Here is a 23,676-nt window from a genome sequence, read left to right on the forward strand (position 1 = left end):
CTGGGTTCAGCTCTGGCTGTTCTTGATGAAGGTGACGGCGTCGCCGACGGTGCGGAGGTTCTTGACCTCGTCGTCGGGGATGCGCACGCCGAACTTCTCCTCGGCGTTGACGACGATCGTCATCATCGACAGCGAGTCGATGTCGAGGTCGTCGGTGAACGCCTTGTCACTCTGGACGGTCTCGGGGTCGAGTCCGGTCTCCTCGTTGACGATCTCTGCGAGACCCGCGAGGATCTCCTGCTCGCTCTGAGCCATGTCGTGCTCCTTCATGGTTCGGGTCCGCCGGGTGCGGACGCTCTGGGGATGTTGCGGATGTTGCGGATGTTGCGGGTGATGCGGTGGTCCGTGATGACCCGCGGACCGCGGGAGTCTCTATGGCAGGACGACGACCTGCGCGGCATACACGAGGCCTGCGCCGAAGCCGATCTGCAGGGCCAGCCCACCGCGAGGGGCGAGGCCCTCGCGGAGCAGCCGCTCGGTGGCGAGCGGCACGGAGGCGGCCGAGGTGTTGGCCGAGTCGATGACGTCGCGGGCGACGGCGACGTGCTCGGGCAGCTTGAGCTGCTTGCACATCGCGTCGATGATGCGGTTGTTCGCCTGGTGCGGGATGAAGGCGTCGAGCTGGTCGACCGTGACGCCGGCGGCGTCGAGGGCCTTCTGCGCGACGGGTGCCATGCCCCAGACGGCCCAACGGAAGACGCTCTGGCCCTTCATGCCGATCGTCGGCCAGCCGAGATCGTGGTCGCGCACGTCGACCCAGCTGTCGTTCTGGGCGATGACGTCCCACTTGTCGCCCTCGGAGCCCCACACGGTCGGCCCGATGGCCGGAGTGTCCGAGGGGGACACGATCGCGGCACCGGCACCGTCACCGAAGATGAAGGCGGTGCCACGGTCGGTCGGGCTGGTGAAGTCGGAGAGCCGCTCCACCCCGACGACGAGGACGTTGCGGGCACTGCCACCACGGACCATGTCGTGGGCCAGCGAGATGCCGTGGCAGTAGCCGGCGCAGGCCGCTGAAATGTCGAACGCGGCCGGGTTGCTCATGCCCATGAGGTGCGCGAGCGCGGGTGCGGCAGCAGGGGTTTGGTAGGGATGAGTCACCGTCGCGAGGATGACGGCGTCGATGTCGGTCGGCTCCAGACCGGCCATCTCGAGGGCGCCACGTGACGCGGCCTCGGACATCTCGATGACGCTCTCACCGTCACCGGCCCGGTAGCGGGTCTTGATGCCGGAGCGCTCCTGGATCCACTCGTCCGAGGAGTCGATCGCGTCGACGATCTCGGAGTTGGGGACGATGCGACGAGGGCGGTACGCGCCGATCCCGGAGATGCGCGTGTGCGCGGCCCCCGTCGTGGAGGCGATGACTGCGGCCATCTGACTCAGCCTTCCTGGGGGTGCAGGCGGAGGATGGGCTGGCCGGGGGAGACGGGGTCGCCGTCCTCGACGAGCCACTCGACGATGCGACCACCGTGCGGTGCGACGACGTCGTAACTGTCGCGCAACGTGCCCACCGTGGCGATGACGCTGCCGGTCTCGACGGCAGTGCCGAGCTCGGTCGCCGTGAACGAGACCATGCCCTTCGCGGGGCTGATGACGAGGCGCCACGTCGGGTCCTGCGCGACGCCGGTCGACACGGCGTGCTCCTTGACCATGCGGTGGGCCTGCTCGAGGTCGTCGGGAGACTTGAGCGCGAGGATCTCGACGTCCTTGAGGGTGCGCTTGGCCAAGCCGGCGAGCGTGCCGGCCGGCGGGATCTCGATGATCCCGGTGACGCCGAGCTCCGTGAAGGTCTGCATCGTGAGGTCCCAGCGCACCGGGTTGCTCACCTGGCTGACGAGTCGGCCGAGCACCTCGCGTCCGCTGTGGACGACGGCGCCGTCGCGGTTGGAGACGAGGGGGACGCGGGCGTCGTGGGTGGACATCGCCTTGGCGTAGCCAGCCAGCACGTTGACCGCGGGAGCCATGTGCTGCGTGTGGAACGCGCCCGCGACCTTGAGGGCGATGACGCGGCTCTTGGCGGGCGGATCTGCCGCGAGGGCTGCCAGCTGCTCCATCGTGCCGGCGGCGACGACCTGGCCGGCGCCGTTGATGTTGGCGGGGGTGAGCCCGTGGCGCTCGATCGTGGCGATGACCTCACCGGGGTCGCCGCCCATGACGGCGCTCATCCCGGTGGGCTGCACCGCGCTTGCGGCTGCCATGGCATTGCCACGCTCACGCACGAAGACCATGGCCTGCTCAGCGGAGATCACGCCACCGGCAGCAGCGGCCGTGATCTCACCGACGGAGTGACCCGCACCGGCGCCGACGAGACGGAAGCCGTCAGCCGGGTGCTCGAAGAGCGCCAGCAGCGAGACGAGGCCCGATGCGACGATCAGGGGCTGGGCGACTGCCGTGTCCTTGATGGTCTCCTCGTCGGACTCGGTCCCGTGTTTGACGAGATCGATGCCTGCGACGGCGGAGAGCCACCCCATCCGCTCGCGCAGACCGGGGATGTCGAGCCAAGGGGTGAGGAAGCCGGGGGACTGGGAGCCCTGTCCAGGGCAGACGACAACAAGCACCTCTTCAGAGTGGCCGTCATCAGGCCCGGTAGGTGCAACCGGCAGCGACGATTCTCGGGCGTGAGATCTGTAGGGTTCCTACAATTCGAGAGCGACAGGCCCAGTCGCACGCGTGAGCCGGCCCGAGGGTTCCGGGGCCACTCGCCCGTACGCCAGGGCCAGGCGCACGGTCTGTGCATCATGTGGATCGGTGAGGTCGTAGCCGATGGTGTCCGCGATCTTGCCCAGTCGATACCTCACCGTGTTGGTGTGGACGAACAGCGTGCGTGCCGTGCCCTCCAGCCCCAGTCCGCCGTCCAGATAGGCCGCGGCGGTCTCGAGCAGGTTGCCGCCGCCGCTCGCGGACAGGGGCGCATAGACACTGGACACGAGGGCGGCGCGAGCCGGAAGGTCGCCGAGGAGCGCCCGCTCGGCCAGGAGGTCGTCGCTGAGGACAGGACGAGGGGCGGCGGGCCACGCAGGCGCCGCCGTGTGACCCGAGAGCGCGGCACGCGCGCTGCGGCCCGCGGCATACAGGTGCGGGACAACGGGACCCACGACGATCGGGCCGTCGCCGAAGTGTTCGCCGAGGTGGGAGGCCGTTTTGAGGGCATCGGTGACGCGGCCGACGATGCTGACGATGCGTCGGCCGTGAATGGCGACGAGGACCTCGACTCCGTGACGTTTGGCGCCACGGTGCAGCTGATCGACCACCTGTGCCGTGCCTGCCCCGGGGGTCGATCCGACGATGACGCACACGTCGGTCGTCGTGCCCCAGCCGAGGGCCGATGCTCGTGACTGCATGGAGTCGTCGGCCTCCCCACGGATGACGGCGTCGACGACGAGTGCCTCGAGTCGGGCGTCCCACGCGCCACGCGCCTCGGCAGCATGGGCGTAGACCTCGGCGACGGAGAACGCGATCTCGCGGCTGTAGCGCAGCACGGCCTCGCGCACCTTGGTCTCGTCCCCGCGTGCAGCCAACCCGATGGAGTCGCGCTCGACGACGTCGACGACGGTGCGCATGAGGTCGAGGGTCTGGCCGAGGCTGATCGAGTGGGTCAGCTCACGCGGGGCCGTGCCGAAGACGTCGGCCGTGACATGGGCGTGGTCCTGGCTGCCGCTGAACCATTCGATGAACGACTTGATGCCGGCCTGGGCGACGAGGCCCACCCACGAGCGTTCCTCGGCGGGCAGGGCGCGGTACCACTCGTGGTCGCTCTCCATCTGCTGCACAGCAGCGGCGCCGAGATCGCCGGCAGTGAGCTCGACCCGACGCCGGGTCGCTGCCGAGGGTCGGCTTTTCGAGGTGGGCACGCTGGAAGTCTATTTGTATGCCGTGCACAACCACACGGCATACGCGATCGTCTCGTGCGGTCCGCTCCTCAGGCCTGCCAGCCCAAGAGGTGCTCGCCGAGGCTGAGCGTGGCGAACCACACCGCCGCCGCGATCAACGGAAGCAGTAGGACGACCCACGGACGCCGGGTGAACCAGCGCACCGAACACACCGCCAGCACCGCCCAGATCAGCAGGAGGACGATGATCGCCCACAGGGGGGCGACCAGTCCGGACGACACATAGAAGGGGAGTGCGGCGATCAGGCCCAGCACGCCGAGCGTTGCAACCACTCGCTCGAGGAGCTGTCGTCCGTCCATTCCGCCAGCATCCACCCCATCCGTCTCGTCTGCCTGCGAACGAGGTATTTCCCGTTCTCAGGCACACAAGGCGTGAGTGTCAGTCGGTGCCGAACTCCATGGCCGCGCGGTCGAGGGCGTCGTCGTCGGGACCGCCATCGACCGGGTTGTCGGCGATGCGGTCATAACCGCCGGCAGGCAGCTCGCCAAAGAGGGTGCCGTTCTCGACGAGCAACTGGCCCTGGTCGACGGGCTGGCCGGCGTAGATCTCGAGCTTGGCCCGGCTGTCGGCGATGTCGAGGTTGCGCATGGTCAGCTGGCCGATCCGGTCCAGGGGCCCGAACGCGGCGTTCTCGACTCGCTCCATCGACAGCTTGTCCGGGTGGTAGCTGAAGTTCTCGCCCGTCGTGTTGACGATCGAGTAGTCGTCCCCGCGACGCAGCCGGAGCGTGACCTCGCCCGTGACGACCGACGCGATCCACCGCTGGATGGCCTCTCGCATCATGAGCGACTGCGGGTCGAGCCAGCGGCCCTCATAGAGGAGGCGGCCGAGGCGACGGCCCTCCGTGTGGTAGTTCGCGATGGTGTCCTCGTTGTGGACGGCGTTGAGCAGGCGCTCGTAGGCGATGTGCAGCAGGGCCATGCCCGGGGCCTCGTAGATGCCGCGCGACTTCGCCTCGATGATGCGGTTCTCGATCTGGTCGGACATGCCGAGACCGTGACGGCCACCGATGGTGTTGGCGAGATCGACGAGGGCGACGGGGTCGAGGTCCCTGCCGTTGATCGCGACGGGCCGGCCCTGGACGAAGCGGATCCGCACGTCCTCCTGCTCGATGACGACGGACGGGTCCCAGTGCTTGACGCCCATGATCGGCTCGACGACCTCCATGGACTCGTCGAGGTGCTCGAGCGTCTTGGCCTCGTGCGTCGCGCCCCAGATGTTGGCGTCAGTCGAGTAGGCCTTCTCGGCGCTCGCCCGGTAGGGCACGTCGCGCTCGGTGAGCCACTCGCTCATCTCGTGACGTCCACCGAGCTCGCTCACGAAGGCGGCGTCGAGCCACGGCTTGTAGATGCGCAGGCCGGGGTTGGCGAGCAGCCCGTAGCGGTAGAAGCGCTCGATGTCGTTGCCCTTGAAGGTCGAACCGTCGCCCCAGATCGAGACGTCGTCGGCCTGCATGGCGCGTACGAGCAGGGTGCCGGTGACGGCGCGACCCAGGGGGGTGGTGTTGAAGTAGGTCCTGCCTCCGCTGCGGATGTGGAACGCGCCGCAGGCGATCGCCGACAGGCCCTCCTCCACGAGTGCGCTGCGGCAGTCGACGAGCCGGGCGATCTCTGCGCCGTACTCTCCGGCGCGCGTCGGCACCGTGTCGATCTCGGGCTCGTCGTACTGGCCGAGGTCAGCCGTGTAGGTGCAGGGGACGGCGCCCTTCTCGCGCATCCACGCGACGGCAACAGAGGTGTCGAGACCTCCGGAGAAGGCGATGCCGACGCGCTCGCCGACGGGCAGGGACGTGAGTACTTTGGACACAATGCAAGACTATACAGTCGAGCGCATAACCACAAATGCGTGAGTATGCCGGGCGCTCAGGTGTATGGGGCTGGTCACCTTCAGTCCATCTTCTCGACAGGCGGTGGGACCGCCCCCGCCCTACGTTGACAGGCATGAAGAGAACCCTGATCTCCCTCTCCGTGGCGGCTGGACTGGCGCTTTCGACCGTGGTCGCGACCGCACCTGCCCAAGCCGATGCACCACCCACCTCCAATGGCCAAGCGAAGTTCACGACCCCCCTGGTCCACGCCCACCGCGGCGCGTCGGGCTACCGCCCCGAGCACACGCTCGCGGCCTACCGGCTGGCGGTGCAGCTCGGCGCTGACTACATCGAGCCCGACCTCGTCATGACCAAGGACGGCGTGCTCGTCGACCGCCACGAGCCGGAGATCGGCGGAACGACGGACGTCGCGACGCATGCCGAGTTCGCGGGCCGCAAGGTCACCAAGTCGCTCGACGGCAAGGCGACCACCGGCTGGTGGGTGGAGGACTTCACCCTCGCCGAGCTCAAGACGCTGCGAGCCAAGGAGCGGCTCCCCGCCCAGCGTCCGGAGAGCGCGAGCTACGACGGCCAGTTCGAGGTTCCGACGCTCGACGAAGTTCTTGCCCTGCGTGAGGAGCTGAGCCTGCAGACCGGTCGCACAGTCGGCGTCATACCTGAGATCAAGCACTCGACTTTCCTCCACGAGGCGGGCTTCGACCCCGAGGTCGCGCTCATGTCGGCGATCTCGGCGCACGGCCTCAACCGCCCGAACGCCGCCCTCTGGGTGCAGAGCTTCGAGCTCACCCCGCTGGTCCGACTCGACGACGCGCTCGGCTACAAGGCCAAGCTCGTCTTCCTCGTGAGCGCCAGTGGACGCCCCTATGACCTCGAGGCCCAGGGCGACCCGCGGACCTACACCGACCTCCTCACCCCTGCCAGCCTCAAGGCGCTCGTCAAGGACGTCGACGGTCTCGGTGTCGACAAGGCCCGGGTCATTCCGCGCAAGGCCGACGGGACGCTCGGCGCACCGACCAGCCTTGTTGCCGACGCACACAAGGTCGGTCTCGACGTGACGCCGTGGACCTTCCGCGCCGAGAACTCGTTCCTGCCGGTGGACTACCGGATCGGCACCAACCCAGCGACGCATGGGCGCATGGGCGACGAGGTGACCCGCTTCTTCGAGGCCGGTGTCGATGGCGTCTTCTGCGACCAGCCCGACATCTGCGTCGCCGCCCGCGAGGACTTCCTCACCCGCTGATACCTGTTCTTCTTCGTGCCCGAAACGGACACGCTGATGGAGGCCTACGGCCGACGAAGCGTGTCCGTTTCGGGCACGAAGTCGCTCCTCCATCGACCGAAAGGTTGATGTCGGACGGACTCGCGCACGGGAGCCGTGGCGACCGCACGCAAACTCGGCCTCATCGACGCAGGCGAGCGAGCGGCATACCCAGAGCATTCGACTTCGTGCCCGAGACGGACAGCCTCGCCAAGGCTCGGCTGTCCGTCTCGGGCACGAAGTCCACGTGTTCTAGCTGTCGCCGCCCTCGTTGCCGCTCGTGCCGGCGCGGACGTCGAGCAGGTCGTACTTCTCGGCAGCCTTGCCGGGGATGTCGGCCGCGATCTCGCCGCGGGCCGCGAGCACCTGAAGCGTGCGCACCGCGAGCGAGGGACCATCGACGTGGAAGAAGCGCCGGGCAGCCGGACGCGTGTCGGCAAAACCGAACCCGTCGGTACCGAGCGAGTGGAACTCACCGGGGACGTACTGCGCGATCTGGTCGGGCACCGCACGCATGTAGTCGGAGGTCGCGAGCACGGGCCCATCGACGTCCTTGAGCTTCTGCGTCACATAGGGCACGCGGGTCTCGTTCTCCGGGTGGAGGAAGGCTTCCTCGTCCGCCGCGAGACCGTCTCGACGCAGTTCGCCCCAGGAGGTCACGGACCAGACGTCCGCCGCAACACCCCAGTGGTCCGCGAGGAGCCGCTTGGCCTCCAGGGCCCACGGCACACCGACGCCGGACGCCATGAGCTGGGCGCGGGCGGGGGTGTGGGTCCAGCCGGAGGTGTCGGCCTTCTCGAGGAGGTACATGCCGCGCAGCAGGCCGTCGATGTCGAGGTCCTCGGGCTCCTTCGGCTGCACATTGGGCTCGTTGTAGACGGTGAGGTAGAAGATGACGTTCTCGGGGTCGTCGCCATACATCCGCCGCAGGCCCTCACGCATGATGTGCGCGATCTCGTAGCCGTAGGCAGGGTCGTAGGTGATGACGCCCGGGTTGGTCGACGCGAGCAGCGGCGAGTGCCCGTCCGCGTGCTGGGTGCCTTCGCCGGTCAGCGTCGTGCGCCCGGCGGTGGCCCCGATGAGGAAGCCGCGACTCAGCTGGTCGGCGGCGGCCCAGATGGAGTCGCCGGTGCGCTGGAACCCGAACATCGAGTAGAAGACGTAGATCGGGATCATCGGCTCGCCGTGCGTCGAGTAGCTCGAGCCGGCCGCCGTGAAGGCCGCCACGGACCCGGCCTCGTTGATGCCGGCGTGGAGGATCTGCCCGGACACCGACTCGCGATAGCTGAGCATCAGGTCGTGGTCGACCGGCGTGTAGTTCTGCCCGTGAGGGTTGTAGATCTTGAGCGTCGGGAAGAACGAGTCCATGCCGAACGTGCGGGCCTCGTCGGGGATGATCGGCACGATGCGCTTGCCGAACTCCTTGTCGCGCATGAGGTCCTTGAGCAGCCGGACGAACGCCATGGTCGTCGCGATGGTCTGCTTGCCCGAGCCCTTGCGGACCTGGGCGTAGGCCTCGTCGCCCGGGAGCGACAATTGCGTGTACTTGCTGCGGCGCTGCGGGATCGAGCCACCGAGGGCCCGGCGACGCTCGAGCATGTAGTCGAGCGTCGAGTCGTTCTCGCCGGGGTGGAAGTACGGCGGCTGGTAGGGGTTCTCCTCGATCTGCGCGTCCGTGATCGGCAGGCGCAGGACGTCACGGAAGTTCTTGAGGTCGTCGACCGACATCTTCTTCATCTGGTGCGTCGCGTTGCGGCCAGCGAAGCCCTTGCCGAGGCCATAGCCCTTGATCGTGTGGGCGAGGACGACCGTCGGCTGCCCGGTGTGGTTGACCGCGGCCTGGTAGCCGGCGAAGACCTTGCGGTAGTCGTGGCCGCCACGCTGCAGGTCGTGCCAGATCTGCTCGTCGGTGAGGTTCTCGACCATCTTGCGGGTGCGCGGGTCGCGACCGAAGAACTCCTCCCGGACGTAGGCGCCGTCGTTGGCGCGGAACGTCTGGTAGTCCCCGTCGGTCGTGGTGTTCATGATGTGCTTCAACGCGTGGTCGCGGTCCGCCGCGAGCAGCGGGTCCCAGCCACGGCCCCAGATGACCTTGACGACGTTCCAGCCGGCGCCGCGGAAGAACGCCTCGAGCTCCTGGATGATCTTGCCGTTGCCACGGACTGGGCCGTCGAGGCGCTGCAGGTTGCAGTTGACGACGAACGTGAGGTTGTCGAGCTCCTCGTTGGCGGCGAGCTGGAGCAGACCGCGGGATTCGGGCTCGTCCATCTCACCGTCGCCGAGGAAGGCCCACACCCGCTGCTCGGACGTGTCCTTGATGCCACGGTTCTGCAGGTACTTGTTGAACTGCGCCTGGTAGATCGCGTTCATCGGGCCGATGCCCATCGACACGGTCGGGAACTGCCAGTAGTCCGGCATCATCCGCGGGTGCGGGTAGGACGACAGTGCCCGGATCTTGCCGTCGACGATGTGGCTCTTCTCCTGGCGGAAACCGTCGAGGTCGGTCTCGCTGAGGTGGCCCTCGAGGAAGCTGCGGGCGTACATGCCGGGGGAGGCGTGGCCCTGGTAGAAGATCTGGTCCCCGCCGCCGGGGTGGTCCTGGCCGCGGAAGAAGTGGTTCATGCCGACTTCGTAGAGCGTGGCCGCAGAGGCATAGGTGGAGATGTGCCCACCGACGGAGACGCCGGGCCGCTGAGCGCGGTGCACCATGACCGCGGCGTTCCAACGGATCCACCGGCGGTACTGCCGCTCAACCTCTTCGTCACCGGGGAACCAGGGCTCTTGCTCCTGGTCGATGCTGTTGACGTAGTCCGTCGCCGTGAGGGAGGGGACACCGATCTGGCTCTCGCGCGCCCGCTCGAGCAGGCGGAGCATGAGGTAGCGCGCCCGCTTGCGACCGCCCTCGTCGATCACCTGGTCAAGCGATGCCAACCACTCCGAGGTCTCCTCGGGGTCGATGTCGGTGAGGCTGCTGGGAAGGCCATTGAGAATTGGTCCGGCTTCCTCGCGAAACGTCACGACGATGCTCCTTCATGCTTGCGGATCCCGACCCGGTGGGGCCGACCCATCCATCCTTCCACTGGGAGTGGCGACGGTCACAGTGGGGTTCACATGGCAGGCACCCCGGGTTCGAATGGCAGGCTGGGGCCATGACCACTCCGCTCGACCCGGCCGCTGTCACTCTTCGCGGCGACGAGCTTCCCTGGCGCCCCGTGAGTCCGGCGCTGCGCACGGTGCGGCTCATCACGCTCTTCGCGTGGCTCGCGCCGTTCCTCGTGGGCTTCGTCGTCCTGGCGATGCTCGTGTCACCGTGGTTCTGCATCGGCGCCGCCGTGGCCGCGGTGCTCCTCGGCTGGGGCGCGTGGCTCATCGTCCGACAGGTCTCGGCCATCACCTGGATCGAGCTGCCTGACGAGATCGTCATCCGCAAGGGGCGACTGTTCCGTTCGCTCGTGAGCATCCCCTACGGCCGCCTGCAGTACATCGACGTCGAGTCCGGTCCGTTGATGCGCTCGCGCGGCATCGCTTCGTGCGAGTTCCACACCGCGTCTCCCGAGAGCGGTGGCACGTTGCCGGGACTTCCCGTTGATGAGGCCGAAGCGCTGCGGGGACGCCTTGCCGCCCACGGCGAGGCTCAGCGAGCGGGCTTGTGACACAGCCCAATTCAGCTCCAGGGACTCCTGTCGTGGCGTCGTCCCCGATCAGGCGTGACCTCGGGCTGCACGAGTGGCAGCACCTTCACCCGTTGTCGCCCATCCTGCGTGGCGGTGTGGTCGGCGTCGCGATCCTCGGGTATGCCGCGACGCAATTTGTCGACGACATCTTCCGTTCGTTGGGTGGCGGGGGCGGCGGTGGAGACGAAGAGACCGACCCGGGCCTTCGTGAGGGTCTCGGGGTGCTCTTCGACCACTCGCTCATCGCCGGTGCCGTCCTTCTCACCATCCTCGGTGTGGTCGGACTCGTGGGCTGGCTCTCGTGGCGGTTCGCGAAGTTCCGGGTGGCCGACGGGCAGATCGAGTTCCGCAAGGGGTGGATCTTCCGCGAACACCGCCAGGTTCCCCTTGAGCGCGTCCAGGCGATCGAGATCAGCCGGCCCCTGCTCGCCCAGTTCACCGGCCTGTCCCAGGTCATCGTCCAGTCAGCTGGTGGTGGCGACTCCCAACTCAAACTCGCCTTCCTCGGTGCGGGTCGCGCCGACGAGGTCCGCGGTGAGCTCCTGGCGCTCGCCGGCCGCCGTGACGAAGCTGGCCCGGCCCGGCCGGTGGACACACCTGTCGGCGCCAGTGACGTGGCGGGCGCCCCGGGCCCTGGCCAGCGCACGCCGTTCGGCACCGATGAGGGGCGTGAGGTGCTGCGCGTTGCGAACTCCCGACTCTTCGTCGCGACGATCCTCCACGGCGGCACGATCTTCCTCGGCGTCATGGGGCTCCTCACCGGAAGCGTTGCGCTCGCGGCCTACGGATCCAGGTTCGAGGCGCTCACCGGTGCCGCCATCGCCCTTCCGGCCCTGGGGCCCATCGCCTTTGGTATCGCGGTCAACCGCATCGGCGAGCTGCTCAAACACGGCAACTTCCGTCTCGCCGACACCGGCACATCGGTGCGAATCCAGCACGGTCTCACCGACAAGCGGACAACGACGGTGCCCTTGCACCGCATCCAGGCGGTCGGGATGGTGCAGCCGCTGTGGTGGCGTCCGCTCGGCTGGTGGCGGGTCAAGGTCAACGTCGCCGGCATCGCCCACGACCCGTCGGGCGACGACGACAACGAGACGACGGTGCTTCCCGTCGGGACGCTCGACCAGGCACTGGACGTCCTCACCCTGCTCGATCCGGCGCTCTCCGAGGCCGACCTGCGACGGGCCGCGCTCGGCGACGGCTCCGATGGTGGCTGGACCCTCGTGTCGCCCCGGGCCAAGAGGTTCGACTGGCTGAGTTGGCGACGTTCGGGATTTGCCGTGTCGCCGCAGTCGGTCATGGTCCGAGCCGGGCGCCTGTCGCGCCGGGTCTCCGTCATGCCGCACGCCCGAGTGCAGTCCCTCACCCTCGCTCAGGGGCCCCTCGAGCGTCGCCTCGATCTCGCGGGCGTCACGCTGGTCTCGACCCCGGGACCCGTCGACGTCCGGGTGCCCCATCTCGACCTCCGGACCGCCACAGACTTCATGCGGGACGAGGCCGCGCGAGCGCGTGATGCCCGGCAAATGTCGAGAACCGCTTGCACCAGCGACGATCTTCCTAGTCAACTAGTGCCCCCAGACGAAAACGACGAGAGGTAGCCCCACCGTGAACACCGCTGCACCACCGCCCGCCGACCCCGGGCCTGAGGGCTCAGGTGCCGTCGAGCGCCTCGGCTTTGCCGCTGAGCAGACCGTGCAGGAGTTCGGCTGGGACGACGACGTCGACGACGACTTCCGCTTCGCCGTGGAGGACGTCATCGGATCCGACCTCGAGGACGAGGACTACACCGGTGAGGCCAACGCGGTCGTGTTCTGGTGGCGCGCCGACGACGGCGACCTCACCGACGCGCTCGTCGACCTGGTCGGAGTTCTCGCCGAGGGAGGCTTCGTTGTCGTCCTCACCCCCAAGGACGCCAAGGACGGCGCCGTCGACGCGACGGAGATCGACGAGGCTGCGGCCACCGCCGGTCTGCACTCCGGTGGCGCCTTCCACGCGTCCCCCCACTGGCGCGCGATCAAGCTCGGCGCACCCAAGGGACGGCTCTGATCCTTCTGCGGCAGACTGCAGGGCATGACGGACGCCATGTCGGGCCTTGAGGTGGGGCAGCTCGCCCCTCACTTCACGCTGCGCGACCAGAACGGTTCTGACGTTTCGCTCGCTGACCATCTCGGGCGACGCAACGTCCTCCTCGTCTTCTACCCATGGGCGTTCTCCGGCATCTGCACCGGCGAGCTGACCGAGATCCGCGACGACCTCGGACGCTTCGTCTCCGAGGACGTCCAGGTGCTCACGATCTCGTGTGACGCGATGTTCTCGCTGCGGGCCTACGCCGACCGCGACGGCTACTTCTTCCCGCTGCTCTCGGACGTCTGGCCCCACGGTCAGGTGGCCAAGGCCTACGGCGTCTTCGACGAGAAGGCGGGGGTCGCTCGCCGTGGCACCTTCCTCATCGACCGTGAGGGCGTCATCCGTTGGTCCCTCGTCACGGGCATCGGTGAGCGACGGGACTTCAGCGGCTATCACACGGCGATGTCGCACGCCTGACCCGATCTTCGTCATCGCCTGACAGAATGGGCGACCGATCACGGCCCTGCGCCGTGTCGGGGCCTGTAGCTCAGTTGGTAGAGCACCGCGTTTACACCGCGGGTGTCGTCGGTTCGAGGCCGGCCGGGCCCACATGACCCTTCTCCTGCGGGATGTCGTTGCCGTTCTCGAACGCCTCTACCCGCCGCACACCGCGCAGTCGTGGGACCAGGTGGGCCTCGTGACCGGCGACCCGGAGCAGCCGGTCGAGCGGATCCTGCTCGCCCTCGACCCGACTCTCGCGGTCATAGAGGAGGCCCGTGTCACACAGGCCGACCTGCTCATCACCCACCACCCTCTCCTCCTGCGCGGCATCCACTCGGTCGCCACCACGACGGCCAAGGGCGCGAGCGTCACAGGACTCGTCGTCGGTGACATCGCCTTGTACGTCGCGCACACCAACGCCGACGTTGCAGTGGCCGGAGTGTGCGAAGCCCTCGCCACCGCGGCCGGCCTCACCGACAGCGAGCCCCTCGTCCTCGTCGAGGACCAGCCGCTGGGTCGCATGGGCCGCCTCGCCTCACCCATGACGTTGGGCGACTTCGCAACGGCCCTGTATGCCGCCCTCCCGCCTGCCGCTGCCGGCCTGCGTGTTGCTGGTCCGGCCGACGCGCTGGTCGAGACCGTGGCGGTCCTCGGGGGAGCGGGAGACGACCAGTTCGACGCGGTGCGGGCGTGCGGCGCTGACGTCTATGTCACCGCCGACCTGCGCCACCACCCGGCGCTGGAGGCTCGCGAAGAGGCGCGCGGAGGCACGCCCTACCTCGTCGACGCGGGCCACTGGTCGAGCGAATCCGTGTGGCTGCCAACCGTGCGAGACGCCCTCGCCTCTGCCCTTAGGGTGGACATCGACATCAGCACAGTGCGCACCGACCCGTGGACCTTCACGGTCGGAGCAACAACAGCCGGAGGATCGCCGTGAAAGCCGAACCGGGCCAACAGGCCAAACTTCTCGACCTCCAGGCCCTCGACACCCGCCTGTCCCAGATCGCCCACGCTCGCAACACCCTCCCGCAGCTGGCCGAGATCGCCGACCTCGAGGGCAAGGCGAGCCTGCTCGATGACCAGCTCGTCCGTTCGCGCACGGAGCTCAGCGACATCCAGCGCGAGGTCATCAAGGCCGACGGCGACGTGCAGCAGGTGCGCGACCGCGCCACCCGCGACCAGCAGCGCCTGGACTCGGGCACCGGCAGCGCGAAGGACCTGACGGCCATCCAGCACGAACTCGAGTCGCTCGCGCGTCGCCAGTCGGAACTCGAGGACGTCGAGCTCGAGGTCATGGAGCGCGCCGAAGCCGTCCAGTCCGACGTGTCCGAGCTCGAGCGGGGCCGCAGTGAGATCACCGACCGGCTCACCGAACTGGAGTCGGCTCGCGACAAGCGCCTTGCCGAACTCGACGCCGATGAGGCCGAGGTGGCCGCCCCGCGCGACGATCTCGTGGTCTCTGCGGGTGTCGAGCTGGTGGCGCTCTACGACAAGATCCGCGCGACGAGCGGCACGGGTGCGGCACCGCTTCGGCAGCGCCGCTGCGGTGGCTGCCAGTTGGAGCTCAACCCGGTCGCTCTCCGGGTGATCAAGTCCGCCCCGCAGGACGAGGTCCACCGGTGCGAGGAATGCCGTCGCATTCTCGTGCGCACGGCGGAGTCCGGTCTCTGAACCAGCCCTCCCTCAACTGGAGAGGCGCACCTACGCTGGCGCCATGAGCTATGCCGGTGATGTCACTCCGTCCGAGGCCTTTGCCGCGGTGACCCAGGGCGAGGACGCTGTCCTCGTCGACGTGCGCACGCGCGCCGAATGGTCCTATGTCGGTGTCCCGCAAGTGGATTCGTCTCACGAGGCGGTGCTCGTCGAGTGGCAGCGCTACCCCGACGGCAGCATCAATGACTCCTTCGTTGACGAGTTGCGAGCAGCGGGAGTGGGCGACGGGAATGCCATCTACTTCCTGTGCCGCTCGGGCGTGCGTTCCATCGCGGCGGCGGAGGCGGCCACCGCGGCAGGCCTCGGGCCGGCATACAACGTGCTCGAAGGTTTCGAGGGTCCGCACGACTCCGAGGGCCACCGCACCGTGGCCGGCTGGAAGGTCGCCGGCCTCCCGTGGAAGCAGGGCTGACATGGGTGACGCACTGAGCGACGCCGGTCGTTCCTTCCGCCCCGAGACCCTCGCCGTGCGAGGAGGGTTGACCCGCAGCGATTTTGACGAGACCAGCGAGGCGATGTTCCTCACCTCCGGGTTCGTCTACGAGTCGGCCGAACAGGCCGAGGCGGCGTTCAAGGACGAGATCGAGAAGTTCATCTACAGCCGTTACGGCAACCCCACGGTGAGCATGTTCGAGGAGCGGCTTCGTCTGCTCGAGGGTGCCGAGGCGTGCTTCGCGACCGCGTCGGGGATGGCCGCAGTCTGGGTCGCCCTCGCGGCCCTGTGCGGCAAGGGCGATCGCATCGTGTCCTCGCGTGCCCTCTTCGGGTCGTGCTTCGTCATCATCGACGAGATCCTCCCCAGGTTCGGTGTCGAGGCGGTCTTCGTCGACGGCCCTGACCTGGCCCAGTGGGAGGAGGCGCTGTCCGTCCCGACGGCTGCGGTGTTCTTCGAGACGCCGAGCAACCCGATGCAGGAACTCGTCGACATCGAGGCCGTGTCCCGCCTGGCGCATGCAGCCGGTGCCAAGGTCGTCGTCGACAACGTCTTCGGCACACCGGTGTTCTCACGTCCCCTCGAGCACGGCGCCGACATCGTCGTCTACTCGGCGACCAAGCACATCGACGGCCAGGGGCGCGTCCTCGGTGGAGCGGTCCTCGGCCCGGCCGAGTTCATCGACGGTCCCGTCAAGAACCTCATGCGGCACACGGGCCCGGCCATGTCGCCGTTCAACGCCTGGGTGCTCGTCAAGGGCCTCGAGACGATGTCGCTGCGGGTCGCCCAGATGTCCGCCAACGCGCTCAGGCTCGGCCAGCACCTGGAGGGGCGAGAGGGCATCGTCAAGGTCATCTACCCCATGCTCGAGAGCCACCCGCAGCACGAGCTGGCCCAGCGGCAGATGACGGGCGGTGGCACCGTCATCACCTTCGAGGTCGAGGGTGGCAAGGACGTCGCGTTCAAGGTCATGAACGCCCTGCAGCTCGTCGACATCTCCAACAACCTCGGCGATGCCAAGTCCCTCGTGACGCATCCGGCCACGACGACCCATCGCCGACTCACGCCAGAAGCCCGGGCCGCTGTCGGAATCACCGACGGCACCATCCGGATCTCGGTCGGGCTCGAGGCCGTCGAGGACCTGATCGAGGACGTCGAAGCGGCGCTGGCCGGGGCGCTCACGGCCTGATGCCGTCCTACCGCGTGACGGTCGACATCCTCGATGTCCGTGCGGGAGTGCGGCCCCAGGACGTGCTTCCAGCAGCAGAGGGCATTCTCGGGCGGACGCATCAGGTCGAGGACCGACTGCTCGACGTCGCGCATGCAACCTCGAGTCGCCCGCAGCCGCAACTCCACCTGCGCTTCCTCGTGCCGGCTACCGAGAAGGGCACGGAGGACGCGGAGGCCAAGGCGGTGGCGGGGGTGCTGGTCGACGACCTCGACGAGTTCGCCCGCTGCGGCCGCTGGGAGCTCCGGCGAGGGCCCGGACGCAGATGGCGGCTCATGGCCACGGGGGTCGCGATCAGCGAGCGATGACGTCGAGGATCGACGGCCTTCCACGGCGAGCCGGGGGAGTGAGCTCGACGTCGAACGCCTCGCCGACGATCGCGGCGAGCCTGGCCGGTGTGCGCGCCCGCTCACCACTCAGGCAGAGGTGGCGCGCCACGAGTCCCCGGGTGTGCTTGGCCATGTGGCTGGCGCCGGGCACGCGGATCTGCACCCAGCGGTCGGCGACGTCGCCCGTGGGAGTCCACGCGGCGGCATACGTCGAGCTTCGGCAGTCCACGACGACCTCGCGCCCGGCAGCGGGAGCGAGCACGTCGTCAAGGACCGGCCGCCACACGGCCGCGACCGGACCGAGCCCGGCGAGGTTCACGTCCATGGAGAGTCGGTATGCCGTGATCCTGTCCTTGAGTCGCACGGCACCGTGGAGTGCGGAGACGATGACGACCCACTGGTTGGCCCGGCGACGCGCCGAGGCATCCATCGAGTCGAGGTCGAGGGCGTCGTAGAGGACACCGGTGTAGACCTCGGCGGCGGGCGTGGCTGGCGCCGTGTCGAGGATGAGGTTGCGGGCGACCTCCCCGGCGAGCCCGGGGGAGACGCCGAGATCGACTGTGGCAGTGGGGGATTCGCTCGCCGTTCGCAAGTGGGCGGCCACGGCGCTGCGCGTGTCGGCCAGCTCCGGGAACGACCACGTGCTCGGGTCCACGGGCTTGCCTCGGCGGCGGTTCGACTTGGACTCCGACGGGGGAAGGACGATGAGCACGCGGTCACCCTATGCGGGACGCACCCCTTGTAGGTTGGCTGGCATGCCTCAGCGCCAGATCAGCCTTGCCCCGGCCGACGCCACGACGACCGACACCGTGAGGGAGGCGCTGCTCGCCCGCTTCGCGGCGATCCGCGCCGAGGTCCAGGCGAGTGAGGCCTTCCCGCCGGAGGTCGAGGCCGAGGCAGAGCAGGTCGCGGGCTCCCCGCCCGCACTGCCGGAGCGGGACGAGACCTCGGTCCCGTTCGTGACGCTCGACCCCGCGACGTCGATGGACCTCGACCAGGCGATGTGTCTCGAGCGCGACGGTGGGGGCTATCGGGTCCGCTACGCCATCGCCGATGTCCCCGCCTTCGTGGCGCCCGGTGGAGCGATCGACACCGAGTCCCGCCGGCGTGGCCAGACGATCTACTGCCCCGACATCCGGGTGCCGCTCCACCCGCCGGTGCTCAGCGAGGGCGCGGCCAGCCTGCTGCCCGGCGAGGTCCGGCCGGCGTTCGTCTGGGACATCCGGCTCGACGCCGAGGGTGAGCAGACCGGCGCCGAGCTGTACCGAGCGCTGGTGAAGTCGGTCGAGCGGTTCGACTACGTCGGCGTGCAGGAGCAGATCGACGCCGGCACGACCGACGAGCGCTGGGTCCTCCTCAAGGAGATCGGCGAGAAGCGTGTCCGGCAGGAGCAACTGCGTGGTGGCGCGAGCCTGCCCATGCCCGAGCAGGAGGTCCACCTCGGCGACGACGGCAGCTTCACCCTCGCCTTCCGACCGCCGCGCAGCTCCGAGGACTGGAACGCCCAGATCTCGCTGCTCACCGGCATGGTCGCGGCCGACATGATGCTCCACGCCGGAGTCGGCATCCTGCGCACGATGCCGGACGCCGACCACCACGCGGTGGCGCGTTTCCGACGCCAGGCCAAGGCCTTGGGTGCCCCGTGGCCGGCGGAGCAGAACTACGGCGACTTCCTGCGCGAACTGGACCGCAACAACCCTCACCACCTCGCCCTCATCCACTCCGCGACGGCGCTCTTCCGGGGGGCCGGCTACACGCCGTTCGAGGGCGATGTGCCCGAGCAGGCCGAACACGCAGCAGTGGCTGACGCCTACGCGCACGTCACCGCACCGCTGCGCCGGCTCGTCGACCGCTTCGGTCTGGTCATCTGTGAGGCCATCAGCAGCGGCACCGAGATCCCCGGCTGGGTCCGCGAGGCCCTGCCCACGATCCCCGAGATCATGAAGGAGTCCGCCCGCCGCGCCGGGTCAGCCGAGCGCATGTGCGCCGACGCCGTCGAGGCCGCGGTGCTCCAGCCGCGCGTCGGTCAGGCCTTCGACGCGGTCGTCGTCGAGCGTGACGACCGAGGCCTCGAGGTCCAGCTGCTCGAGCTGCCCGTCATCGTGCGCGCCAAGGGCGAGGCCGAGCTCGGAGCCTCGGTCTCCGTGCGTCTTGAGTCGGTCGACCTGACCGCGGGCCAGACGAAGTTCGTCCTCGCCTGACTCAGCCGACCCTGAACCCTTCCGATGCGTCTGCGGATTCGGCGGCTCCAGCCGCCACATTCGCAGACGTTGCGGGGAGGCCCGGCGTCTGCCGCGTATGCTGTGCCGGCGGACGAGTCAGTCCGACGGTCGCGGCGTGGGCAACCACGTCGAGGAAAGTCCGGGCTCCACAGGGCGCGGTGGTGGCCAACAGCCACCCGGGGTGACCCGCGGGACAGTGCCACAGAAAACAAACCGCCTCCCGACTCCGGTCGGGCGGTAAGGGTGAAACGGTGGTGTAAGAGACCACCAGCGGCTCCGGTGACGGAGTCGGCTAGGTAAACCCCACCCGGAGCAAGCTCAGACAGTGTGCGTTCGAGGGCGGCCCGCCCGAGTACACGGGTAGAGCGCTGGAGGCCACTGGCAACAGTGGTCCGAGATGGATGACCGTCAGTGTGACCCGGGCAACCGGCCACACGACAGAACCCGGCTTATGACTGACTCGTCCGCCCTCACAGTGATGATCCTCCGCGGTGCCGCGTTCGCCATCGGCGTCCCGACGACGGTCGCACAACCGCGGCCACACGGCATACCGTGAAGGCATGCTTCTGACGCACCTCGGCCACGCCTGCCTCCTCGTCGAGATCGGTGACGAGCGCATCCTCATCGACCCCGGCAACTTCAGTGCCGGGTTCGATGACCTGCACGACCTGTCGGCCGTCGTCATCACCCACCAGCATCCGGACCATCTCGACCCGGAGCGGCTGCCGGCCCTGGTGCGCGCGAACCCCGCGGTCCGCCTGCTCTGCGACCCGGGCAGCGTCGAGGTGCTCGCCGAACTCGGGCTCGACGGCGAGGCCCACCAGGGTGAGGCGGCCATCGGTGCGGTCACACTCACGTCGGTGGGTGAGATCCACGCGCTCGTCCACGACGATCTTCCGCGCGTGCCCAACGTCGGTGTTGTCCTGCGCGCCGACGGGGAACCCAGCCTGTTTCACCCCGGCGACGCCCTCGACCAGGATCCGGGCCCCATCGACGTGATTGCGTTCCCGCTCAACGCCCCGTGGCAGCGCAGCCGAGAGATGACCGACTTCCTCCGGCGGCTCAACCCCGCCGTGGCGGTGCCCATCCACGACAGCCTCCTGAGCGAGGCAGGCCGCGCCCTCTACCTCAGGCAGGCTGACCTCCTCGGAGGGGCGGACACCGAGATCCGTGACCTGGCCGATGCCGGGACCGCGACGTTCACCGTCTGAGCCTGACCACACCCACACGCCGGACGCGGTTTGGAGATGTAGGTAAGGCTCACCTACGCTGGACGCGTGCCCAAGGTCTCCGCCAAGAAGAAGTGCTGCAAGGACAAGCCCCGCTGCAAAGCGTGTCCGGTTGTCCTCATGCGGCTCTCCAGGATGGGCTACGCGGAGCAGCTGACCACCGGCAAGAAGGCGAAGTACGAGGTCGAGAAGAACATCCCCAAGAAGGCGCTGGTCGTCGCGCGCCAGCGCTGATCCAACCCACCTCGTCTTCGTGCCCCGCACGGACGGCGAGCGCCAGCGAGTTGTCCGTGCGGGGCACGAAGACGAGTTCAAGAGCAGGGGGGAGTGCCAGCGACTTGTCCGTGCGGGGCACGAGGTCGAGGTGTCAGTGTGAGTCGTGGTACTCCTGCGCCAGGTGGGCAGCCCCGATGATGCCGGCCTTGTTCTCGAGCACCGCCGGCACGATCTTGGTCCGCAGCTTGAGCAGCGGCAGGAACTGCTCGTGGTCCTTGGAGACCCCACCGCCGACGACGAACAGGTCCGGCCACAGCAGGTTCTCGAGGTGGCTGTAGTAGCGCTGGAGGCGCTCGGCCCACTCGGGATAGGTCAGGCCCTCGACGTCCTTGATCGACGAGGCGGCGCGCTTCTCGGCGTCGAATCCGTCGATCTCGAGGTGGCCGAGCTCGGAGTTGGGGATGAGCGTGCCGTCGAAGATGAGGGCGGTGCCGATGCCGGTCCCGAGGGTCGTCACGATGACGAGCCCCTTCTGGCCCTTGGCTGCGCCGTAGTGCAGCTCGGCGACACCCGCGGCGTCCGCGTCGTTGACGAGGACGATGTCGTGACCGAGCTTCTTCTCAAGCATCTTCTCGGCCTCGAAGTCGAGCCAGGACTTGTCGATGTTGGCGGCCGAGCGCACGACGCCCCTGGTCACGACGCCCGGGATGGTGATGCCGATGGGGGAGTCGCCGCGCACGTCGTCGAAGTGCTCGACGATCTCGCCGATGATGTCGCCGACCGCCTCGGGGGTGGACTTCGCCGGGGTGTCGATCCGCTTGCGCTTGCTCGCGAACTCACCCTTTTGGAGGTCCACCGGTGCGCCCTTGATGCCGCTCCCGCCCACGTCGATTCCGAGGGGCAGCACATTCTTCTTGCTCATGGGGGACTCCTTCGTCCGTGGTGTGGGTGGAGGGTGCTGGGCGACGAGGTCAGGGGAGGGTGAGGATCTCGTTGCCGGTGTCGGTGATGAGGATGGTGTGCTCGAACTGGGCCGAGCGCTGGCGGTCCGCGGTGACGACGGTCCAGTCGTCCTCCCACATCTCCCAGCTCTCGGTGCCCAGGTTGAGCATCGGTTCGATGGTGAAGGTCATCCCGGGCTCGATGACCGTGTCGTACGACGGCGCCGCGTCGTAGTGCGGCACGACGAGCCCGGAGTGGAACGAACGACCGATGCCGTGACCGGTGAAGTCACGCACGACGCCGTAGCCGAAGCGCTTGGCGTAGCTCTCGATGACTCGCCCGATGATGTTGATCTGGCGGCCGGGGATGGCGGCCTTGATGCCGCGCATCATCGCCTCGCGGGTGCGCTCGACGAGCAGCCGCGACTCCTCGTCGACGTCGCCACACAGGTAGGTCGCGTCGGTGTCACCGTGGACGCCCCCGATGTAGGCCGTGATGTCGATGTTGACGATGTCGCCGTCCTCGAAAGGACGAGAGTCCGGTATGCCGTGGCACACGACCTCGTTGACCGACGTGCAGAGCGACTTGGGGAAGCCGCGGTAGCCAAGGGTGGATGGGTAGGCGCCGTGGTCGAGGAGGAACTCGTGACCGACACGGTCGATCTCGTCCGCGGTCACTCCCGGGGCGATCGCAGCGGCCGCGGCCTCCATCGCCTGAGCCGCAATGCGACCGGCCACCCGCATCAGTTCGATCGTCTCGGCGTCCTTGACCTCGGGGGAGAGGTTCTTGTCCGGCGTCGGCTTGTCGACGTACTCGGGGCGCTCGATGCTCGAGGGGACGGCGCGCCTTGCGGAGACCTCACCGGGAGCGACACTTCCGTACGTCATCGGCATACGGTGGAGTCTAGGCAGAGCGCCTGCTCAGACACTCAGGAGGACACCATGGCGTACTGGTACAACACCACCACCAAGCAGGTTGAGGCCGACGAGAGCCGCAGCCGCAACGACGACGTGTTGGGTCCCTACGACACCGAGGACGAGGCGCGCAACGCCCTGGCCACCGCCGCCCAGAACACCGAGAAGTGGGACGCGGAGGACCGCGCCTGGGACAAGGGGACCGACGAGGACCTCGAGGACTAGACCACACGAGAGGGGCGTATGCCGGGTGCGCACCCGGCATACCCGCCTCTCGTGGTGTCTTGGGTCGCCTACTCCTCGAAGCTGTGCTCGGGGGCGGGGAACGCGCCCGAGGCGACCTCGGCGGCATACTCCTTGGCGGCGGTGCCGAGGTCGGTGCGCATGTCGAGGTATTTCTTGACGAAGCGGGGGGCGCGGCCGCCACGCAGCCCGGCCATGTCCTGCCAGACGAGGACCTGCGCGTCGCAGTCGGGTCCGGCGCCGATCCCGATGATCGGGATGCGCAGCGCCTCCGCGACCCTCTTGGCTGCGGGTGCCGGGACCATCTCGATGACGATGGCGAAGCAGCCGGCCGCTTCAAGGGCGAGGGCATCCTCGAGGAGTCGGTCAGCGCCGTCGCCCCGTCCCTGGACGCGGTAGCCGCCGAGGACGTGCTCACTCTGCGGCGTGAAGCCGATGTGCCCCATGACGGGGATGCCGGCGCGCACGAGCAGCTCGATCTCGGGGACCATCGCCTTGCCGCCCTCGAGCTTGACGGCGTGCGCAAGGCCTTCCTTCATGAAGCGGGTGGCCGTGGCCAGCGCCTGCTGCGGGCTGGCCTGGTAGGAGCCGAAGGGCAGGTCGGCGACGACCATGGCGTGCTTGGCGGCCGAGGTCACGGCGCGGCACAGCGGCACGAGGTGGTCCACCGTCACCGGGACGGTCGTCTCGAAGCCGTAGACGTTGTTGCCGGCCGAGTCACCGACGAGCAGGCAGGGGATGCCGGCCTCGTCGAAGATCTCGGCGGCGTACATGTCGTAGGCCGTGAGCATGGCCCACTTCTCGCCGGTCTCCTTCATCTTCTGGAGATGCGGGACGCGGATGCGCCTCTGGGGGGCTGCCTGCGCGCCGGTGCCGTAGGGGTTGATCGTCTCGGCGGGGGGAGTCGGCTGATCGCTCATGGGCCGATCCTGTCAGAGTCCCGGTCACGCTCGGCCCCGCGCCCGGAAGGTAAAGGGCAGGTAAAGAAC

The 23,676-nt window shown here is 68.5% G+C and carries 25 protein-coding genes, 1 tRNA gene and 1 other RNA gene; 16 read left to right on the plus strand and 11 right to left on the minus strand.

The window, feature by feature from the left end; genetic code table 11:
• Positions 1 to 6 precede the first annotated feature (6 nt).
• The 6 genes from ACFQRE_RS15815 to argG all read right to left on the minus strand — a co-directional run bounded on the left by ACFQRE_RS15815 (position 7) and on the right by argG (position 5,696).
• Positions 7 to 255, minus strand: coding sequence for an acyl carrier protein (locus ACFQRE_RS15815; protein WP_009775234.1), 249 nt, complete (start codon positions 253 to 255; stop codon positions 7 to 9).
• Between the two features lie 117 nt (positions 256 to 372).
• On the minus strand, positions 373 to 1,374 hold the full coding sequence (locus ACFQRE_RS15820) for a beta-ketoacyl-ACP synthase III (protein ID WP_380124094.1): 1,002 nt from the start codon (positions 1,372 to 1,374) through the stop codon (positions 373 to 375).
• A gap of 5 nt (positions 1,375 to 1,379) precedes the next feature.
• Positions 1,380 to 2,558, minus strand: a complete 1,179-nt coding sequence (locus ACFQRE_RS15825) for an acyltransferase domain-containing protein (RefSeq protein WP_380124096.1) — start codon at positions 2,556 to 2,558, stop codon at positions 1,380 to 1,382.
• Between the two features lie 78 nt (positions 2,559 to 2,636).
• A complete protein-coding gene (locus tag ACFQRE_RS15830; protein WP_380124098.1) occupies positions 2,637 to 3,851 on the minus strand; it encodes a PucR family transcriptional regulator in 1,215 nt (404 codons plus the stop codon).
• Positions 3,852 to 3,919: 68 nt separating this feature from the next.
• Positions 3,920 to 4,189: a hypothetical protein gene (locus ACFQRE_RS15835; RefSeq protein WP_380124101.1), complete on the minus strand. Its 270-nt coding sequence runs from the start codon at positions 4,187 to 4,189 to the stop codon at positions 3,920 to 3,922.
• 79 nt (positions 4,190 to 4,268) lie between these two features.
• Entirely contained in the window at positions 4,269 to 5,696 is a 1,428-nt protein-coding gene (argG, locus tag ACFQRE_RS15840; protein WP_380124103.1) for an argininosuccinate synthase, read from the minus strand.
• Positions 5,697 to 5,830: 134 nt separating this feature from the next.
• Between argG and ACFQRE_RS15845 the strand changes: the two genes are divergently transcribed.
• Complete coding sequence (locus tag ACFQRE_RS15845) at positions 5,831 to 6,958, plus strand: glycerophosphodiester phosphodiesterase family protein (RefSeq protein WP_380124105.1); 1,128 nt, start codon at positions 5,831 to 5,833, stop codon at positions 6,956 to 6,958.
• 270 nt (positions 6,959 to 7,228) lie between these two features.
• Here ACFQRE_RS15845 and aceE read toward each other — a convergent pair whose 3' ends face one another.
• Positions 7,229 to 9,994 carry a pyruvate dehydrogenase (acetyl-transferring), homodimeric type gene (aceE, locus tag ACFQRE_RS15850; protein ID WP_380124107.1) on the minus strand — a complete coding sequence of 922 codons (2,766 nt, stop codon included), beginning with the start codon at positions 9,992 to 9,994 and terminating at the stop codon, positions 7,229 to 7,231.
• A 131-nt stretch (positions 9,995 to 10,125) separates the two neighbouring features.
• On the opposite strand from aceE, the gene ACFQRE_RS15855 reads away from it, so the two are divergent.
• From ACFQRE_RS15855 to ACFQRE_RS15900, 10 genes are all read left to right on the plus strand, one after another.
• Positions 10,126 to 10,629: a PH domain-containing protein gene (locus tag ACFQRE_RS15855; protein WP_380124109.1), complete on the plus strand. Its 504-nt coding sequence runs from the start codon at positions 10,126 to 10,128 to the stop codon at positions 10,627 to 10,629.
• 32 nt (positions 10,630 to 10,661) lie between these two features.
• Positions 10,662 to 12,248, plus strand: coding sequence for a PH domain-containing protein (locus tag ACFQRE_RS15860; protein ID WP_380124111.1), 1,587 nt, complete (start codon positions 10,662 to 10,664; stop codon positions 12,246 to 12,248).
• A 7-nt stretch (positions 12,249 to 12,255) separates the two neighbouring features.
• Positions 12,256 to 12,696, plus strand: coding sequence for a DUF3052 domain-containing protein (locus ACFQRE_RS15865; RefSeq protein WP_380124114.1), 441 nt, complete (start codon positions 12,256 to 12,258; stop codon positions 12,694 to 12,696).
• Positions 12,697 to 12,720: 24 nt separating this feature from the next.
• On the plus strand, positions 12,721 to 13,194 hold the full coding sequence (locus ACFQRE_RS15870; RefSeq protein ID WP_380124117.1) for a peroxiredoxin: 474 nt from the start codon (positions 12,721 to 12,723) through the stop codon (positions 13,192 to 13,194).
• Positions 13,195 to 13,253: 59 nt separating this feature from the next.
• Positions 13,254 to 13,326 (plus strand) — tRNA-Val (locus ACFQRE_RS15875).
• Position 13,327: 1 nt separating this feature from the next.
• A complete protein-coding gene (locus ACFQRE_RS15880; RefSeq protein WP_380124119.1) occupies positions 13,328 to 14,155 on the plus strand; it encodes a Nif3-like dinuclear metal center hexameric protein in 828 nt (275 codons plus the stop codon).
• Entirely contained in the window at positions 14,152 to 14,889 is a 738-nt protein-coding gene (locus ACFQRE_RS15885) for a zinc ribbon domain-containing protein (RefSeq protein WP_380124121.1), read from the plus strand. Before ACFQRE_RS15880 ends, ACFQRE_RS15885 begins: the two co-directional genes overlap by 4 nt.
• 43 nt (positions 14,890 to 14,932) lie before the next feature.
• Positions 14,933 to 15,343 (plus strand): rhodanese-like domain-containing protein, encoded by a 411-nt coding sequence (locus ACFQRE_RS15890; RefSeq protein WP_380124123.1) that lies wholly within the window; start codon positions 14,933 to 14,935, stop codon positions 15,341 to 15,343.
• A 1-nt stretch (position 15,344) separates the two neighbouring features.
• Positions 15,345 to 16,553: an O-succinylhomoserine sulfhydrylase gene (locus tag ACFQRE_RS15895; RefSeq protein WP_380124125.1), complete on the plus strand. Its 1,209-nt coding sequence runs from the start codon at positions 15,345 to 15,347 to the stop codon at positions 16,551 to 16,553.
• On the plus strand, positions 16,553 to 16,900 hold the full coding sequence (locus ACFQRE_RS15900) for a hypothetical protein (RefSeq protein ID WP_380124127.1): 348 nt from the start codon (positions 16,553 to 16,555) through the stop codon (positions 16,898 to 16,900). Before ACFQRE_RS15895 ends, ACFQRE_RS15900 begins: the two co-directional genes overlap by 1 nt.
• On the opposite strand, the gene ACFQRE_RS15905 is transcribed toward ACFQRE_RS15900, so the two are convergent.
• Entirely contained in the window at positions 16,887 to 17,633 is a 747-nt protein-coding gene (locus ACFQRE_RS15905; protein WP_380124129.1) for a YaaA family protein, read from the minus strand. The genes ACFQRE_RS15900 and ACFQRE_RS15905 overlap by 14 nt on opposite strands.
• Positions 17,634 to 17,676: 43 nt before the next feature.
• On the opposite strand from ACFQRE_RS15905, the gene ACFQRE_RS15910 reads away from it, so the two are divergent.
• The 4 genes from ACFQRE_RS15910 to ACFQRE_RS15925 all read left to right on the plus strand — a co-directional run bounded on the left by ACFQRE_RS15910 (position 17,677) and on the right by ACFQRE_RS15925 (position 20,606).
• On the plus strand, positions 17,677 to 19,122 hold the full coding sequence (locus ACFQRE_RS15910) for an RNB domain-containing ribonuclease (RefSeq protein WP_380124131.1): 1,446 nt from the start codon (positions 17,677 to 17,679) through the stop codon (positions 19,120 to 19,122).
• A 113-nt stretch (positions 19,123 to 19,235) separates the two neighbouring features.
• An RNA gene (gene rnpB, locus ACFQRE_RS15915) (RNase P RNA component class A) lies at positions 19,236 to 19,610 on the plus strand.
• A 93-nt stretch (positions 19,611 to 19,703) separates the two neighbouring features.
• Positions 19,704 to 20,354 carry an MBL fold metallo-hydrolase gene (locus tag ACFQRE_RS15920; protein WP_380124133.1) on the plus strand — a complete coding sequence of 217 codons (651 nt, stop codon included), beginning with the start codon at positions 19,704 to 19,706 and terminating at the stop codon, positions 20,352 to 20,354.
• 66 nt (positions 20,355 to 20,420) lie between these two features.
• Positions 20,421 to 20,606 carry a hypothetical protein gene (locus ACFQRE_RS15925; RefSeq protein WP_380124135.1) on the plus strand — a complete coding sequence of 62 codons (186 nt, stop codon included), beginning with the start codon at positions 20,421 to 20,423 and terminating at the stop codon, positions 20,604 to 20,606.
• A 133-nt stretch (positions 20,607 to 20,739) separates the two neighbouring features.
• Here ACFQRE_RS15925 and ppgK read toward each other — a convergent pair whose 3' ends face one another.
• The gene (gene ppgK, locus ACFQRE_RS15930; RefSeq protein ID WP_380124137.1) at positions 20,740 to 21,510 is read right to left on the minus strand and encodes a polyphosphate--glucose phosphotransferase; all 771 of its coding nucleotides are present in this window, start codon (positions 21,508 to 21,510) and stop codon (positions 20,740 to 20,742) included.
• Positions 21,511 to 21,559: 49 nt separating this feature from the next.
• Positions 21,560 to 22,423 carry a type I methionyl aminopeptidase gene (map, locus tag ACFQRE_RS15935; RefSeq protein WP_380124139.1) on the minus strand — a complete coding sequence of 288 codons (864 nt, stop codon included), beginning with the start codon at positions 22,421 to 22,423 and terminating at the stop codon, positions 21,560 to 21,562.
• Positions 22,424 to 22,471: 48 nt separating this feature from the next.
• Here map and ACFQRE_RS15940 point away from each other — a divergent pair, with 48 nt between their 5' ends.
• Positions 22,472 to 22,669 carry a methionine aminopeptidase gene (locus ACFQRE_RS15940; protein ID WP_380124141.1) on the plus strand — a complete coding sequence of 66 codons (198 nt, stop codon included), beginning with the start codon at positions 22,472 to 22,474 and terminating at the stop codon, positions 22,667 to 22,669.
• A gap of 68 nt (positions 22,670 to 22,737) precedes the next feature.
• Here the strand turns inward: ACFQRE_RS15940 and panB are convergent, their stop codons facing one another.
• Positions 22,738 to 23,607, minus strand: a complete 870-nt coding sequence (gene panB, locus ACFQRE_RS15945) for a 3-methyl-2-oxobutanoate hydroxymethyltransferase (RefSeq protein WP_380124143.1) — start codon at positions 23,605 to 23,607, stop codon at positions 22,738 to 22,740.
• Positions 23,608 to 23,676: the final 69 nt, after the last annotated feature.

The sequence above is a fragment of the Knoellia pratensis genome (genome assembly GCF_042666395.1).
Classification (GTDB): Bacteria; Actinomycetota; Actinomycetes; order Actinomycetales; family Dermatophilaceae; genus Knoellia; species Knoellia pratensis.